This window comes from Pseudomonas sp. HLS-6 TE3448 (genome assembly GCF_053629555.1).
The window spans coordinates 625,371-638,301 of the sequence record NZ_JBRJIO010000001.1 but is presented as its reverse complement, the minus strand read 5'-3'; the positions used below and the strand labels follow the sequence as shown (position 1 = coordinate 638,301).

General features: G+C 58.6%; 13 protein-coding genes. 10 read left to right on the top strand and 3 right to left on the bottom strand.

What is annotated here, in order from left to right; translation table 11 throughout:
- The first annotated feature begins 148 nt into the window (after positions 1-148).
- Entirely contained in the window at positions 149-916 is a 768-nt protein-coding gene (locus AB7M23_RS03015) for a GntR family transcriptional regulator (protein WP_065758243.1), read from the top strand.
- A 50-nt stretch (positions 917-966) separates the two neighbouring features.
- On the opposite strand, the gene smpB is transcribed toward AB7M23_RS03015, so the two are convergent.
- A complete protein-coding gene (gene smpB / locus AB7M23_RS03010) occupies positions 967-1,449 on the bottom strand; it encodes an SsrA-binding protein SmpB (protein ID WP_065758244.1) in 483 nt (160 codons plus the stop codon).
- 114 nt (positions 1,450-1,563) lie between these two features.
- Here smpB and AB7M23_RS03005 point away from each other — a divergent pair, with 114 nt between their 5' ends.
- Genes AB7M23_RS03005 through AB7M23_RS02995 form a run of 3 tightly spaced genes read left to right on the top strand, consistent with a single transcriptional unit; the run spans position 1,564 to position 3,719 of the window.
- A complete protein-coding gene (locus AB7M23_RS03005) occupies positions 1,564-2,967 on the top strand; it encodes a sodium-dependent transporter (RefSeq protein WP_065758245.1) in 1,404 nt (467 codons plus the stop codon).
- 7 nt (positions 2,968-2,974) lie between these two features.
- Positions 2,975-3,409 carry a type II toxin-antitoxin system RatA family toxin gene (locus tag AB7M23_RS03000; RefSeq protein ID WP_065758246.1) on the top strand — a complete coding sequence of 145 codons (435 nt, stop codon included), beginning with the start codon at positions 2,975-2,977 and terminating at the stop codon, positions 3,407-3,409.
- A complete protein-coding gene (locus tag AB7M23_RS02995; RefSeq protein ID WP_065758247.1) occupies positions 3,402-3,719 on the top strand; it encodes an RnfH family protein in 318 nt (105 codons plus the stop codon). The genes AB7M23_RS03000 and AB7M23_RS02995 overlap by 8 nt, the downstream gene beginning before the upstream one ends.
- Positions 3,720-3,771: 52 nt before the next feature.
- Here AB7M23_RS02995 and AB7M23_RS02990 read toward each other — a convergent pair whose 3' ends face one another.
- Positions 3,772-4,293, bottom strand: a complete 522-nt coding sequence (locus tag AB7M23_RS02990; protein WP_065758248.1) for an outer membrane protein assembly factor BamE — start codon at positions 4,291-4,293, stop codon at positions 3,772-3,774.
- A 97-nt stretch (positions 4,294-4,390) separates the two neighbouring features.
- Between AB7M23_RS02990 and fur the strand changes: the two genes are divergently transcribed.
- Entirely contained in the window at positions 4,391-4,795 is a 405-nt protein-coding gene (gene fur / locus AB7M23_RS02985) for a ferric iron uptake transcriptional regulator (RefSeq protein WP_065758249.1), read from the top strand.
- 74 nt (positions 4,796-4,869) lie between these two features.
- Here fur and recN read toward each other — a convergent pair whose 3' ends face one another.
- A complete protein-coding gene (gene recN / locus AB7M23_RS02980) occupies positions 4,870-6,543 on the bottom strand; it encodes a DNA repair protein RecN (RefSeq protein WP_099775844.1) in 1,674 nt (557 codons plus the stop codon).
- Between the two features lie 229 nt (positions 6,544-6,772).
- On the opposite strand from recN, the gene grpE reads away from it, so the two are divergent.
- The 5 genes from grpE to carA all read left to right on the top strand — a co-directional run bounded on the left by grpE (position 6,773) and on the right by carA (position 12,909).
- Positions 6,773-7,339 carry a nucleotide exchange factor GrpE gene (gene grpE / locus AB7M23_RS02975; protein ID WP_065758251.1) on the top strand — a complete coding sequence of 189 codons (567 nt, stop codon included), beginning with the start codon at positions 6,773-6,775 and terminating at the stop codon, positions 7,337-7,339.
- 101 nt (positions 7,340-7,440) lie between these two features.
- A complete protein-coding gene (gene dnaK / locus AB7M23_RS02970) occupies positions 7,441-9,357 on the top strand; it encodes a molecular chaperone DnaK (RefSeq protein ID WP_065758252.1) in 1,917 nt (638 codons plus the stop codon).
- A gap of 192 nt (positions 9,358-9,549) precedes the next feature.
- Positions 9,550-10,674 (top strand): molecular chaperone DnaJ, encoded by a 1,125-nt coding sequence (dnaJ, locus tag AB7M23_RS02965; protein WP_065758253.1) that lies wholly within the window; start codon positions 9,550-9,552, stop codon positions 10,672-10,674.
- A 13-nt stretch (positions 10,675-10,687) separates the two neighbouring features.
- Positions 10,688-11,491 (top strand): 4-hydroxy-tetrahydrodipicolinate reductase, encoded by an 804-nt coding sequence (dapB, locus tag AB7M23_RS02960; RefSeq protein ID WP_454240179.1) that lies wholly within the window; start codon positions 10,688-10,690, stop codon positions 11,489-11,491.
- A gap of 281 nt (positions 11,492-11,772) precedes the next feature.
- Positions 11,773-12,909, top strand: a complete 1,137-nt coding sequence (carA, locus tag AB7M23_RS02955; protein WP_099775841.1) for a glutamine-hydrolyzing carbamoyl-phosphate synthase small subunit — start codon at positions 11,773-11,775, stop codon at positions 12,907-12,909.
- Positions 12,910-12,931 lie beyond the last annotated feature (22 nt).

The following is a 12,931-nucleotide window of genomic DNA, read 5'->3' as shown; positions in this document are numbered from 1 at the left end:
TCAATTTGCCTCGGCGAAACTTTCGTATCAGGACGTAGGAAAAGACGCCTGAGTGGTCTGGAAAGATGCAAACTGATGGGTGTCGATCGGGTGTGGATACGCCAGAATAGGCGGCTCCGGAGGTGCCCGGGATAGTGGAGAGTACGTGATGGTTTTCGATCAGGTCCGCCAGCGCCGTTTGTCCGATGACATTGTCGAACGGCTTGAGGGGATGATTCTTGAAGGCACTTTGACTGCTGGCGAGCGATTGCCGGCCGAGCGGTTGCTGGCTGAGCAGTTTGGTGTTTCACGGCCGTCGTTGCGTGAAGCCATCCAGAAACTGGTGGCCCGGGGCATGCTGGTGAGTCGCCAGGGTGGCGGTAACTACGTGGCTGAGTCGCTGGGCTCGACGTTCAGTGATCCATTGTTACTGCTGCTTGAGAATAATCCTGAAGCGCAGCGTGATCTGCTTGAGTTCCGGCACACCCTGGAGGCCTCGTGTGCCTACTATGCGGCGATTCGTGCAACCGAGGTTGATCGCGAGCGACTGAAAGCCGCCTTCGATGCGCTTCAGGATTGCTACGCCCGTGCCGATGAAGTCAGTCGGGCCGAGGAGGGGGCTGCCGATGCGAGTTTTCACCTGGCGATTGCCGAGGCCAGCCACAATGCTGTTCTGTTGCATACCATTCGTGGGTTGTTCGACTTGCTCAAGCGCAACGTTGTGACCAACATTGGCGGTATGTACAAGCAGCGCAGCGAGACACGCGACATGCTGATTGCCCAGCACCGTGATTTGTATCTGGCGATTGTCGAGGGGCGTGCGCAAGATGCTCGTGAGGTGTCTAGCCGGCACATTCTGTATGTGCAGGAAGTCCTCGAAGAGGTGCGTCAGGAAGTGCAACGGGTTGCCCGGGCCGAGCGCCGCAAAGGCCGCTAGCCAGCCGCTTTTCAGGGGCCGGCCATGCCGGTGCCAGGGTGTGGCGGGCGTTAGTCTTCCCGGCCCTTGCTGCGCACTGCGCGCTGCAGTTCGCGGTCGGAATCACGCTCGCGCTGGGTATCGCGCTTGTCGTATTCCTTCTTGCCTTTACCTAGCGCAATTTCGCACTTGATCAAGTGCTTGCTCCAGTAGATCGACAAGGCGACGCAGGTGTAGCCCTTCTGCTGCACAGCCGCATGCAGGCGCTCGAGCTCGCGGCGGTTGAGCAGCAGTTTGCGGGTACGTGTCGGGTCGGCAATGACGTGGGTGCTGGCCGTGGTCAGTGGCGTGATATGGCTACCCATCAGCCATGCCTCGCCATCCTTGAGCACCACGTAGCTGTCCGTCAGGTGCGCCTTGCCGGCACGCAGACTCTTTACTTCCCAACCGGCCAGGACCAAACCGGCCTCGAACTTGTGCTCGATGAAGTAATCGTGTCGCGCCTTTTTATTCTGCGCGATGGTCCCTGTGGGGTGTTTCGTTTTTTTAGCCATAGGGGCGGCATTATAGGCAGTCGCTGCGCTGTCGGCTACGGGGTTGCGGTGCGCTTGAGCCGCCGGAGTGAATCCCGGACAATGCGCGCTCTTTTTTCTGAGTTGAGTGTGTCGATGTCGACGGACAAGGTTTCTGTCCATGGTGGCTGGGCCAGTCGCTGGGTATTCGTGCTGGCGGCGACAGGCGCAGCGGTAGGCCTGGGGAGCATCTGGAAATTCCCCTACATGGTCGGGGTTTACGGTGGGGGTGCCTTTGTCCTGGTTTTCCTTGCCTGCATCGCCTTGATCGGTATTCCGGTGATGCTGGCCGAAACCTTGATCGGGCGGCGTACCCGGCAAAGCCCGGCCAATGCCTTGCGTGATCTGGCAGTTGAAACCGGCCACTCGCCGCGCTGGTCCTGGTGGGCCTTCGCCGGCATGCTTACCGCATTGTTGATTCTCTCGTTTTACAGCGTTGTGGGCGGGTGGTCGTTTGACTACATCCTCGACATGGGGCGGGGTGATTTTCAAGGTGTGACGGCCGACCAGGTGGGCGCCTACTTCAATGGTGTGATCAGTGATCCTTGGCGCCTGGTGCTCTGGCACAGCCTGTTCATGGCGCTGTCTGCGGTCGTGATCGCCAGGGGCGTTGTCGCCGGGCTGGAGCGCAGCCTGCGCATCATGATGCCGCTGCTGTTTCTGCTGCTGGTAATCCTGCTGGGCTACAGCCTGACCACCGGGCACTTCATGCAGGGCGTGCACTTCATGTTCGACTTCGATCCGTCGCGCCTGATGGATGGCCTGCTTCCAGCCATGGGGCATGCGTTCTTCTCGCTGAGTGTTGGTGTCGGTTCTCTGCTGATTTATGGCGCATACATGCCGAAGCAATCATCGATTGCCGGTACGATTGTGTCGGTGGCCCTGCTTGATACCTTTGTATCGTTGCTTGCCGGTCTGGCGTTGTTTCCAATTGTGTTTGCCGCCGGTTTGAACCCCAGCGAAGGGCCAGGGTTGATGTTTGTCGCATTGCCATTCGCCTTCGGCAATGTGGCCTTCGGCCAGTTGATGGGCGTCGTATTCTTTGTTCTAGTGGCAGTGGCTGCCTGGAGCTCGGCAATTTCACTGCTTGAGCCAATGGTTGCCTACCTGGTTGAGCGTACGGGTGTGCGGCGTGGCTGGATCACCACGTGGCTGGCATTCAGTTGCTGGTTGGTGGGCCTGGGCACGGTGTTCTCGTTCAACGTCTGGCAGCAGGCAAAGTTCTTTGTGAGCGATGAAAGTGGCTTTCGGCTCTATGAATGGGGCGCCAAGGCCGGCCTGGACTTTTTCGGGGTGATCGACTTCTTTACCTCGCGCATCATGTTGCCGCTGGGTGGTTTGTGCTTTGTGATATTCGCGGGTTGGATCATGGGGCGTGAAGCGGTGCGCGAGGAATTGGCCATGCGCAGCCCGCTGCTGTTTGCTCTGACCTTCTTCTTGATGCGCTATGTGGCGCCCCTCGGCATTCTGATTGTGTTTGCCGCTCAGCTTTGGAAGTGACGCCTGGATGACTACCCATATTCAACGTTCGGCCCTGCTGCCTTACCCTGCCCAGGCGCTTTACGATCTGGTCAATGACGTGGCGCGTTATCCGGAGTTTCTGCCTTGGTGTTCATCGAGCACGGTGCTTGAGGCCAGTGATACGCAGATGCGCGCCAGCCTGGAGGTTGCCAAGGGTGGCATGAGCCAGCGCTTTGTGACGCGTAATGTGCTGGTACCCGGGCAGTCGATCGAAATGAACCTGGAGGAAGGGCCGTTCAACCAGTTGCACGGTGTCTGGGTGTTCAAGGCATTGAACGAAAAGGCCTGCAAGATCAGCCTTGACCTGTCGTTCGACTATGCCGGTCCGCTGGTGCGGGCCACCTTGGGCCCACTCTTCAATCAGGCCGCCAATACCCTGGTTGATGCGTTCTGTCAGCGGGCAAAGCAACTCAATGGCTGAGACGATGCTTGAAATTGAAGTGGTCTATGCAACTGCCGAGCGTCAGTGGCTGCTGGCGTGCAGCGTTCCAGAAGGGACTTCGGTGAGCGAGGCGGTGCGCCTGTCCGGCATTGCCGAGCAGCTTGCAGGGGTCGACGTGAGCGAGTGCCCGTTGGGTATCTTTGGGCGTGTCGTGCCCAATCCGGCTGAGCGCCTGGTCGAGGCAGGGGAGCGTATCGAGTTGTACCGGCCGCTGTTGGTTGACCCTAAAGAGGTGCGCAAGCAGCGTGCAGCCAAGGTGGCTCGGGTGTTCAAAAAAGCCAAGCGCTAAAAACAACGGATATAAAAAAGCCCGGAATGATCCGGGCTTTTTTATGTGTGCCTTACTGCGGCGAGGTGTCCAGCGGCTGTTGCACGGGCACTGGGATAACTTCGATGGTATCCACGTCGCGTTGCAGCTTCTCTTCCAGCGAGCCGGCTTTGGCGGGCTTTTCTTTAGCCGCTTCGTTGCCGCGCGCCGGGCTGATGGTGGTATTGCCGTCGCTCCCCAGGATCTCCTGGTCACGGCTCACGCCTGGCATAAAGTCGCCGGACAGGTTGGCCAGTTGGTCGTTCTCGTTGAAGAAAACGCTCATGCGTTCCTGCTGGCGTTGGCCGCCACCAGGTTGCAGGCTGTACAGGTAGTCCCAGCGATTAGGGTGGAACGTGTCCTGAATCAGTGGGTTGCCCATGATAAACCGCACTTGCCGGCGGGTCATTCCCGGGCGCAATTGGTCTATCATGTCTTGCGTTACGACATTGCCCTGCTGGATGTCGATTTTGTAAACCCCGGGGAATGAACAACCGGCGAGTGCGAGCAGTCCCACAAACGTGAGGCTGGTTAGCAAGAGCTTGGTGTTTTGCATCGGTGGGCGACTTCCACTATCTTGGCTGGACAACGTAAACCCCGATCATACCCGTATTAAGAGAAGCTGCGAAGCAGCATCGGCGAGAAAGCTGACCATGGTTGAAAATAGCGAACTACGCAAAGTCGGTCTCAAGGTGACCCTGCCTCGAGTCAAAATTCTACAGATGCTTGACTCAACCGAGCAGCGTCATATGAGCGCCGAGGACGTCTACAAAGCGTTGATGGAGGCAGGCGAGGACGTCGGCTTGGCCACTGTTTACCGGGTGCTGACCCAGTTCGAAGCGGCAGGCCTGGTGGTCCGTCATAACTTTGATGGTGGTCACGCGGTATTCGAGCTCGCTGATGGCGGCCACCACGACCACATGGTCAATGTGGAGTCCGGTGAAGTGATCGAGTTCTTCGACAGCGAGATCGAAAAGCGCCAGAGAGAAATTGTTGCCGAGCATGGCTTTGAGCTCGTGGATCACAATCTGGTGCTGTATGTGCGCAAGAAGCGTTAATCGTTTCCAGCATTAAGGCACGGCATAGAAGGCGACCCTGGGGTCGCCTTCGTGATTTTTGGTGAGTGGATATTTCAGGCCTTGCTGGTGACGACCATTTTGCGCGCGTGGGCCAGGGACTCTTTGGTCAGGTCAATGCCGCCGAGCATTCGTGCCACTTCCTCCACGCGCTCACGTTTGCTCAGGTTGGCGACCGCCGTGTGGGTCGCATCACTGTTGCGTACTTTGTGTACGAATAAATGATGATGGCCTTGGGCGGCGACTTGCGGCAGGTGGGTAACCGTAAGTACCTGGCCGCGCTCGCCCAGTCGGCGTAGCAGTTGGCCGACGATCTCGGCTGTCGGGCCGCCAATACCTACGTCGACTTCATCGAACACCAGTGTCGGGATGCGCGATGTTTGTGCGGTGATGACCTGAATCGCCAGGCTGATGCGCGACAACTCGCCCCCGGAGGCTACCTTGGCCAGCGCCTTGAGCGGTTGGCCGGGGTTGGCACTGACCAACAGTTCGACCTGTTCCAGGCCGTGGGGCAGTAGTTCGTCACTGTTGCTGGCCTGCAGTGCAATGTTGAAGCGCCCCCCGGGCATGCCCAGGCGCTGGATTTCTTGCTCCACGGCGCAGGCCAGGCTGTCCGCGGCGGCTCTGCGCAGCGTGCTGAGCTCACTGGCTTTTTCCTGGTAATGGCGGGCATAGGCGGCGAGTTCTTCGCTCAAGCGCTCGATTGCTTCATCACTGGCGTCGAGCGTTCCAAGCTCGCTGCTCAGCTTGCACTGCAACTGAGTCAGTTCAGTGGGATGAACCCGATGCTTGCGTGCCAGCGTATAGATGGTGTCGAGGCGTTCTTCCAGTTGTTGCAGGCGCGCTGGATCGGCATCGAAGTTGTCGAGGAAGCGATTGAGTTCGCCTACGGCCTCTTCGACCTGAATCTGCGCGCTGGCAATCAGATTGGCAGCTTCGCCCAGTGCTTTGGGGGCGTTGTGCACAGCGGTCAGGCGGTTGAGGCTGGCGGTCAGTGCGCTGAGTACATTGCCCGAATCGCTTTCGCTGCAATGGTCGATGACCTGGCGGCAAATGCCGAACAGGGCCTCTGCGTTGGTCAGGTTCTTGTGTTCCTGCTCCAGTTGCTCCAGCTCATCTTCCCCAAGGCCCAGGTTGTCCAGCTCTTCCAGTTGATAGCTCAACAACTGGTGACGAGCCTGCTGCTCTTCGCTGGAGTTGGACAGGCGCTCCAGTTCCTGGCGCGTTTGTCGCCAGCGCTGGGCCGCCAGCTGCACCTGGCGGGCGAGGTCGGTGGCGCCGGCGTATTCGTCAAGCAGGCGGCGATGGGTGTCGGATTTCAGCAGCGACTGATGTTCGTGTTGGCTGTGAATGTCGATCAGCAGTTCGCCCAATGCCTTGAGGTCGCTCAGCGGGCAGGGGGTGCCGTTGATGTAGCCGCGGGTACGCCCCTCGGCAGTGATGACGCGCCGCAGGATGCAGGGGCCGTCGGTGTCCAGGTCGCGCTCGGCCAGCCAGGCTCGAGCCTCGGGGATGTCGACCAGGTCGAAGGTGGCCAGGATGTCGGCTTTGTCTGCACCTGGGCGTACCACGCCACTGTCGGCCCGGTCGCCGAGTGTCAGGCCCAAGGCGTCAAGCATGATCGACTTGCCGGCCCCGGTTTCGCCAGTGATGACGCTCATGCCACGGGACAGTTCGAGGTCCAGGTGTTCGACGATGGCGTAATTATGTACAGACAGATGCACCAGCATTGGGGCGGCTCCCAAGTGTTAAGTCTGGTTATTTATACAGTGTTTTCAAATCGGCTGACAATGCTTGGTTTTAGCTCTGTTTGCTTGAGTGAGGTGGCTTTTGATCGCGAGTGATCATAGCGCGGGTGTGCTTCTGCTGATTTCAGCCCTTGAACCTGCATTTTGCGACCCCATATAGGCGGCAGATGCGCGAGTTCAGCTCGCTGACAAAATTGAAAGGAGAGATTTTATGGCTGACGAACAGATGCTGGACGAACAGAATCTGAACGCCGACAAATCCGCAGGCGCGACCGGCGACGACCTCAATGCTCGCGTTCAGGTGCTCGAAGAGCAGCTGGCGGCGGCCCAGGATCAATCTCTGCGTGCGGCAGCCGATCTGCAGAACATTCGCCGTCGTGCTGAGCAGGATATCGAGAAGGCCCACAAGTTCGCCCTGGAAAAGTTCGCTGGCGACCTGCTGCCGGTCATCGATAGCCTGGAGCGCGGTCTGGAGCTTTCCAGCGCCGATGATGAAAGCATTCGCCCAATGCGTGAAGGCATTGAGCTGACGCTGAAAATGTTCCACGACACCCTCAAGCGCTTCAACCTTGAAGCCATCGACCCGCATGGCGAGCCGTTCAATGCTGAGCATCACCAGGCCATGGCCATGCAGGAAAGCGCTGAGGTAGAGCCTAACAGCGTGTTGAAAGTGTTCCAGAAGGGCTATCAGCTCAATGGTCGTCTGCTGCGCCCAGCCATGGTTGTGGTCAGCAAGGCGCCGGCGCCGGTTTCGCCGTCGATTGACGAGCAGGCTTGAAATCGTCCGGGGCGTCCCCATTTAGGTGTCAAGCATTCAAGTATTACCGCAGTTAGCCAGCACTGCTGCGGCAACCTTATTCAAGTTTCGGGAGAGTTAACATGGGTAAAATCATCGGTATCGACCTGGGGACCACCAACTCCTGCGTCTCCATTCTGGAAAACGGTAACGTCAAGGTTATCGAGAACGCCGAAGGCGCGCGTACCACCCCATCGATCATCGCTTACGCCAACGATGGCGAGATTCTGGTCGGTCAGTCGGCCAAGCGTCAGGCTGTCACCAACCCGCACAACACCCTGTACGCGGTAAAGCGTCTGATCGGTCGTCGTTTCGATGAAGAAGTCGTTCAGAAAGACATCCAGATGGTCCCTTACAAGATCGTCAAGGCGGACAACAACGACGCTTGGGTTGAAGTGAACGGCCAGAAAATGGCGCCGCCACAAATCTCGGCTGAAATCCTGAAAAAGATGAAGAAGACCGCCGAAGACTACCTCGGCGAGGCAGTGACTGAAGCGGTTATTACCGTGCCTGCCTACTTCAACGACAGCCAGCGTCAAGCTACCAAGGATGCCGGTCGTATTGCTGGTCTGGACGTCAAGCGCATCATCAACGAACCTACCGCTGCTGCGCTGGCGTACGGTATGGACAAGGCCAAGGGCGATCACACCGTGATCGTTTACGACCTGGGTGGCGGTACCTTCGACGTGTCGGTGATCGAGATCGCCGAGGTTGATGGTGAGCACCAGTTCGAAGTACTGGCAACCAACGGTGACACCTTCCTCGGTGGTGAAGACTTCGATATCCGTCTGATCGACTACCTTGTTGACGAGTTCAAGAAAGAAAGCGGCATGAACCTCAAGGGTGACCCGCTGGCCATGCAGCGCCTGAAAGAGGCCGCTGAGAAAGCCAAGATCGAGCTGTCTTCGAGCCAGCAGACTGATGTCAACCTGCCGTACATCACTGCAGATGCCACCGGTCCTAAGCACCTGAACGTGAAGATCTCCCGCGCCAAGCTGGAATCGCTGGTTGAAGACCTGGTTCAGCGCACCATCGAGCCTTGCCGTATCGCGCTGAAAGATGCCGGTATCGACGTAGGTTCGATCAACGACGTGATCCTGGTTGGCGGCCAGACCCGTATGCCGCTGGTACAGAAAGCCGTTACCGATTTCTTCGGTAAAGAAGCGCGTAAAGACGTCAACCCTGACGAAGCCGTTGCCATGGGTGCTGCTATCCAGGGTGCCGTTCTGGCAGGTGACGTGAAAGACGTTCTGCTGCTGGACGTTAGCCCGCTGACCCTGGGTATTGAAACCATGGGTGGCGTGATGACCGCGCTGATCGAGAAAAACACCACCATTCCGACCAAGAAGTCGCAGGTGTTCTCGACCGCTGATGACAATCAGAGCGCCGTGACCATTCACGTGCTGCAAGGTGAGCGTAAACAAGCCGCACAGAACAAGTCCCTGGGCAAGTTCGACCTGGCTGACATTCCACCAGCACCACGTGGCGTGCCTCAGATCGAAGTGACCTTCGACATCGACGCCAACGGTATCCTGCACGTTGGTGCGAAAGACAAGGCCACTGGCAAGACTCAGTCGATCGTGATCAAGGCCAACTCCGGTCTGTCGGACGAAGAAATCGAGCGCATGGTGCGTGATGCCGAGGCTAACGCCGAGGAAGACCGCAAGTTTGAAGAGCTGGCCGCTGCCCGTAACCAGGGTGATGCGCTGGTGCACTCGACTCGCAAGATGGTCGCTGATGCCGGTGACAAGGTCACTGCCGAAGAGAAGGCTGCTATCGAAGCTGCGGTCGTAGCGCTGGAAGCTGCCGTTAAAGGCGATGACAAGGCTGCCATCGATGCCAAGGTCGAAGAGCTGTCGAAGGTCTCCGCGCCAGTGGCTCAGAAAATGTACGCTGAGCAGGGCGAGAAGCCTGAAGCTGCTGCCAAGCCTGCGGAAGAAGCTGGCAAGCATGACGATGTAGTCGACGCCGAGTTCGAAGAAGTCAAAGACAACAAGTAATTACTACAGGTTGTCGGCCGGTTGACTGCATTTTAGCGGTGGCTGGTAGGATGTCGCCGCGCGGGGGCTTGCTCCCGCGTTGGCGTGTCTGGAATACCCGAATTTTTACGGCATTCGACCGGGTTTGAATGCTGGCGGCATAGCGCGAGTAGCGCAGAGGTTTGCCGAACGTCCTCAAGAGTACAAAGACTTATGGCAAAGCGTGATTATTACGAGGTTCTGGGTGTAGAGCGCGGCTCCAGCGAGGCGGAGCTGAAGAAGGCTTATCGTCGTCTGGCGATGAAGCATCACCCGGACCGTAATCCCGATGACAAAGAGTCGGAAGAAAAATTCAAGGAGGCCAACGAGGCCTACGAAGTGCTGTCCGATAGCAGCAAGCGTGCGGCGTATGACCAGTATGGCCATGCCGGCGTCGACCCTAGCATGGGTGGTGGCGGTGCTGGCTTTGGCGGTGCGAACTTCTCCGATATCTTCGGTGATGTGTTCAGCGACTTCTTTGGTGGTGGCCGGGGTGGTTCCCGTGGCGGTGCCCAGCGTGGCAGTGACCTGCGCTACACCCTGGAGCTGAACCTCGAAGAAGCGGTGCGTGGTACCACGGTCAATATCCGTGTGCCGACACTGGTGAACTGCTCGCCGTGCGAGGGTTCCGGTGCCAAGAAGGGCTCTTCGCCGTCGACCTGTCCGACCTGTGGTGGTATTGGCCAGGTGCGCATGCAGCAGGGCTTTTTCTCGGTCCAGCAGACCTGCCCGCGTTGCCATGGCCAAGGCAAGATCATTACCGATCCTTGCGATGCATGCCATGGCGAAGGGCGTGTCGAAGAGTACAAGACGCTGTCGGTCAAGGTGCCGGCCGGTGTCGATACCGGAGACCGCATCCGCCTGTCTGGCGAGGGCGAGGCGGGTAGCCATGGTGGGCCTACCGGCGACCTTTACGTTGTGATCAATGTGCGCGAGCATGCGATCTTCCAGCGTGATGGCAAGCATTTGTATTGCGAAGTGCCGATCAGTTACACCGATGCTGCGCTGGGTGGCGAGCTTGAAGTGCCGACCCTTGATGGTCGGGTCAAGCTGAAGATCCCTGAGGGTACTCAGACCGGCAAGCAGTTCCGTCTGCGCGGCAAGGGTGTTGCCCCGGTGCGTGGCGGTGCGGCGGGCGATCTGATGTGCCGCGTCGCAGTCGAGACGCCGGTCAATCTGAGCCGCCGTCAGCGTGAACTGCTCGAAGAGCTGCGCGATTCGCTGGACTGTGACAGCTCCCATTCTCCCAAGGCCAGTGGCTGGTTCGAAGGCGTAAAGCGCTTCTTCGGCGATCTGTAAGAAGGAACAGGGCATGCGACGTATAGCGGTAATGGGTGCTGCAGGGCGGATGGGTAAAACCCTGATCGAAGCTGTGCAGCATGCGCAGGGTGCGGGCCTGACCGCGGCTGTGGATCGTCCGGGCAGTACGCTGATCGGTGCGGACGCTGGTGAATTGGCAGCGCTGGGTCGTATTGGTGTGGCGCTGTCGGGTGGTCTGGAGCAGGTGGTCGATGACTTCGATGTCCTGATCGACTTCACCCACCCGTCGGTCACGCTGAAAAACCTGGCGTTTTGCCGTGAGTCGGGCAAGGCCATGGTGATCGGTACTACCGGCTTCAGTGCTGAAGAAAAGCAACTGCTGGTAGAGGCGAGCAAGGAGATTCCGATTGTCTTCGCCGCCAACTTCAGCGTGGGTGTGAACCTGTGCTTGAAGCTGCTCGACACTGCTGCCCGCGTGCTGGGTGATGACGTCGATATCGAGATCATCGAGGCGCATCATCGGCACAAGGTCGATGCACCTTCGGGTACGGCGCTTCGCATGGGTGAGGTGGTTGCCCAGGCCTTGGGTCGCAACCTGCAGGAAGTGGCGGTCTATGGTCGCGAAGGTCAGACCGGCGCCCGTGATCGGCAGACCATTGGCTTCGCTACCGTGCGTGCCGGCGATGTGGTTGGCGATCACACCGTGTTGTTCGCGGCTGAGGGTGAGCGCGTCGAGATCACCCACAAGGCCTCCAGTCGCATGACCTTCGCCAAGGGTGCAGTGCGTGCCGCATTGTGGCTGGAAGGGCGCGAGCCGGGCCTGTATGACATGCAGGACGTGCTGGAACTGCGTTAAGCGTTGTTGAAAGTGTGCCTGCAAGTCGGCTCTTTGGGTTTCACTGGAGCCGGTCTTGCGGGTTGCTTCTGAATCCTGGCGACGTCCTGTCGCATTTCTGCGCCTTTCGGGCACATCAGCGGTAGACCAAAAATACGTTTTTCTGTAAGCTACAGCTTTAGTGTGTCCACTAAAAGCGCGCAGATAATTCGACGAAGAAAGCGGGGTGACGTGTCTATACGTCATTCCGCTTTTTTGCAACCTGCGATCGCCCCTTCAGGCTTGATTTACGGGAGGTCTTCTTGACTAAGCCAGCCATACTCGCCCTTGCTGATGGCAGCATTTTTCGCGGTGAAGCCATTGGAGCCGACGGTCAGACCGTTGGTGAGGTGGTGTTTAACACCGCAATGACCGGCTATCAGGAAATCCTGACTGACCCTTCCTATGCGCAGCAAATCGTTACCCTGACTTACCCACACATTGGCAACACTGGCACCACGCCGGAAGATGCCGAATCCGACCGCGTCTGGTCGGCTGGCCTGGTGATTCGCGACCTGCCGTTGCTTGCCAGCAACTGGCGGAACAAGCAGTCGCTGCCGGACTACCTGAAAGCCAACAACGTGGTTGCGATCGCCGGCATCGATACCCGTCGCCTGACACGCATTCTGCGTGAGAAGGGTGCGCAGAATGGTTGCATCCTGGCCGGTGACAACATCACTGAAGAAGCCGCCATCGCCGCTGCGCGTGGCTTCCCGGGCCTGAAAGGCATGGACCTGGCCAAGGTTGTCAGCACCCAGAACAGCTACGAGTGGCGTTCCAGTGTCTGGAACCTGAAGACCGACAGTCACCCGACTATCGAGGCTTCCGAGCTGCCATACCACGTGGTTGCCTATGACTACGGCGTCAAGCTGAACATCCTGCGCATGCTGGTTGAGCGCGGCTGCCGCGTGACCGTGGTTCCTGCGCAAACACCGGCCAACGACGTTCTGGCGCTCAACCCAGATGGCGTGTTCCTGTCTAACGGCCCTGGCGATCCAGAGCCTTGCGATTATGCAATCAAGGCGATTCAGGACATTCTCGAAACCGAAATTCCGGTGTTCGGCATCTGCCTGGGTCACCAGCTGCTGGCACTCGCTTCTGGTGCCAAGACCGTGAAAATGGGTCATGGTCACCACGGTGCCAACCACCCGGTCCAGGATCTGGACACCGGCGTTGTGATGATCACCAGCCAGAACCACGGTTTTGCCGTTGATGAGGCGACGCTGCCAGCCAATGTGCGCGCCACGCACAAGTCGCTGTTCGACGGTAGCCTCCAGGGTATTGAACGCACCGACAAGAGCGCGTTCAGCTTCCAGGGCCACCCTGAAGCCAGCCCTGGCCCGACCGATGTCGCGCCGCTGTTCGACCGTTTCATCGATGCCATGGCCAAGCGCCGCTGAGCACCTAGTGAGAAGGCCCTGA

Excerpts from the sequence above, each read along its gene's own strand:
- AB7M23_RS03015 (WP_065758243.1), top strand. The coding sequence starts at position 149 with ATGGTTTTCGATCAGGTCCGCCAGCGCCGTTTGTCCGATGACATTGTC.
- smpB (WP_065758244.1), bottom strand. The coding sequence starts at position 1,449 with ATGGCTAAAAAAACGAAACACCCCACAGGGACCATCGCGCAGAATAAA.
- AB7M23_RS03005 (WP_065758245.1), top strand. The coding sequence starts at position 1,564 with ATGTCGACGGACAAGGTTTCTGTCCATGGTGGCTGGGCCAGTCGCTGG.
- AB7M23_RS03000 (WP_065758246.1), top strand. The coding sequence starts at position 2,975 with ATGACTACCCATATTCAACGTTCGGCCCTGCTGCCTTACCCTGCCCAG.
- AB7M23_RS02995 (WP_065758247.1), top strand. The coding sequence starts at position 3,402 with ATGGCTGAGACGATGCTTGAAATTGAAGTGGTCTATGCAACTGCCGAG.
- AB7M23_RS02990 (WP_065758248.1), bottom strand. The coding sequence starts at position 4,293 with ATGCAAAACACCAAGCTCTTGCTAACCAGCCTCACGTTTGTGGGACTG.
- fur (WP_065758249.1), top strand. The coding sequence starts at position 4,391 with ATGGTTGAAAATAGCGAACTACGCAAAGTCGGTCTCAAGGTGACCCTG.
- recN (WP_099775844.1), bottom strand. The coding sequence starts at position 6,543 with ATGCTGGTGCATCTGTCTGTACATAATTACGCCATCGTCGAACACCTG.
- grpE (WP_065758251.1), top strand. The coding sequence starts at position 6,773 with ATGGCTGACGAACAGATGCTGGACGAACAGAATCTGAACGCCGACAAA.
- dnaK (WP_065758252.1), top strand. The coding sequence starts at position 7,441 with ATGGGTAAAATCATCGGTATCGACCTGGGGACCACCAACTCCTGCGTC.
- dnaJ (WP_065758253.1), top strand. The coding sequence starts at position 9,550 with ATGGCAAAGCGTGATTATTACGAGGTTCTGGGTGTAGAGCGCGGCTCC.
- dapB (WP_454240179.1), top strand. The coding sequence starts at position 10,688 with ATGCGACGTATAGCGGTAATGGGTGCTGCAGGGCGGATGGGTAAAACC.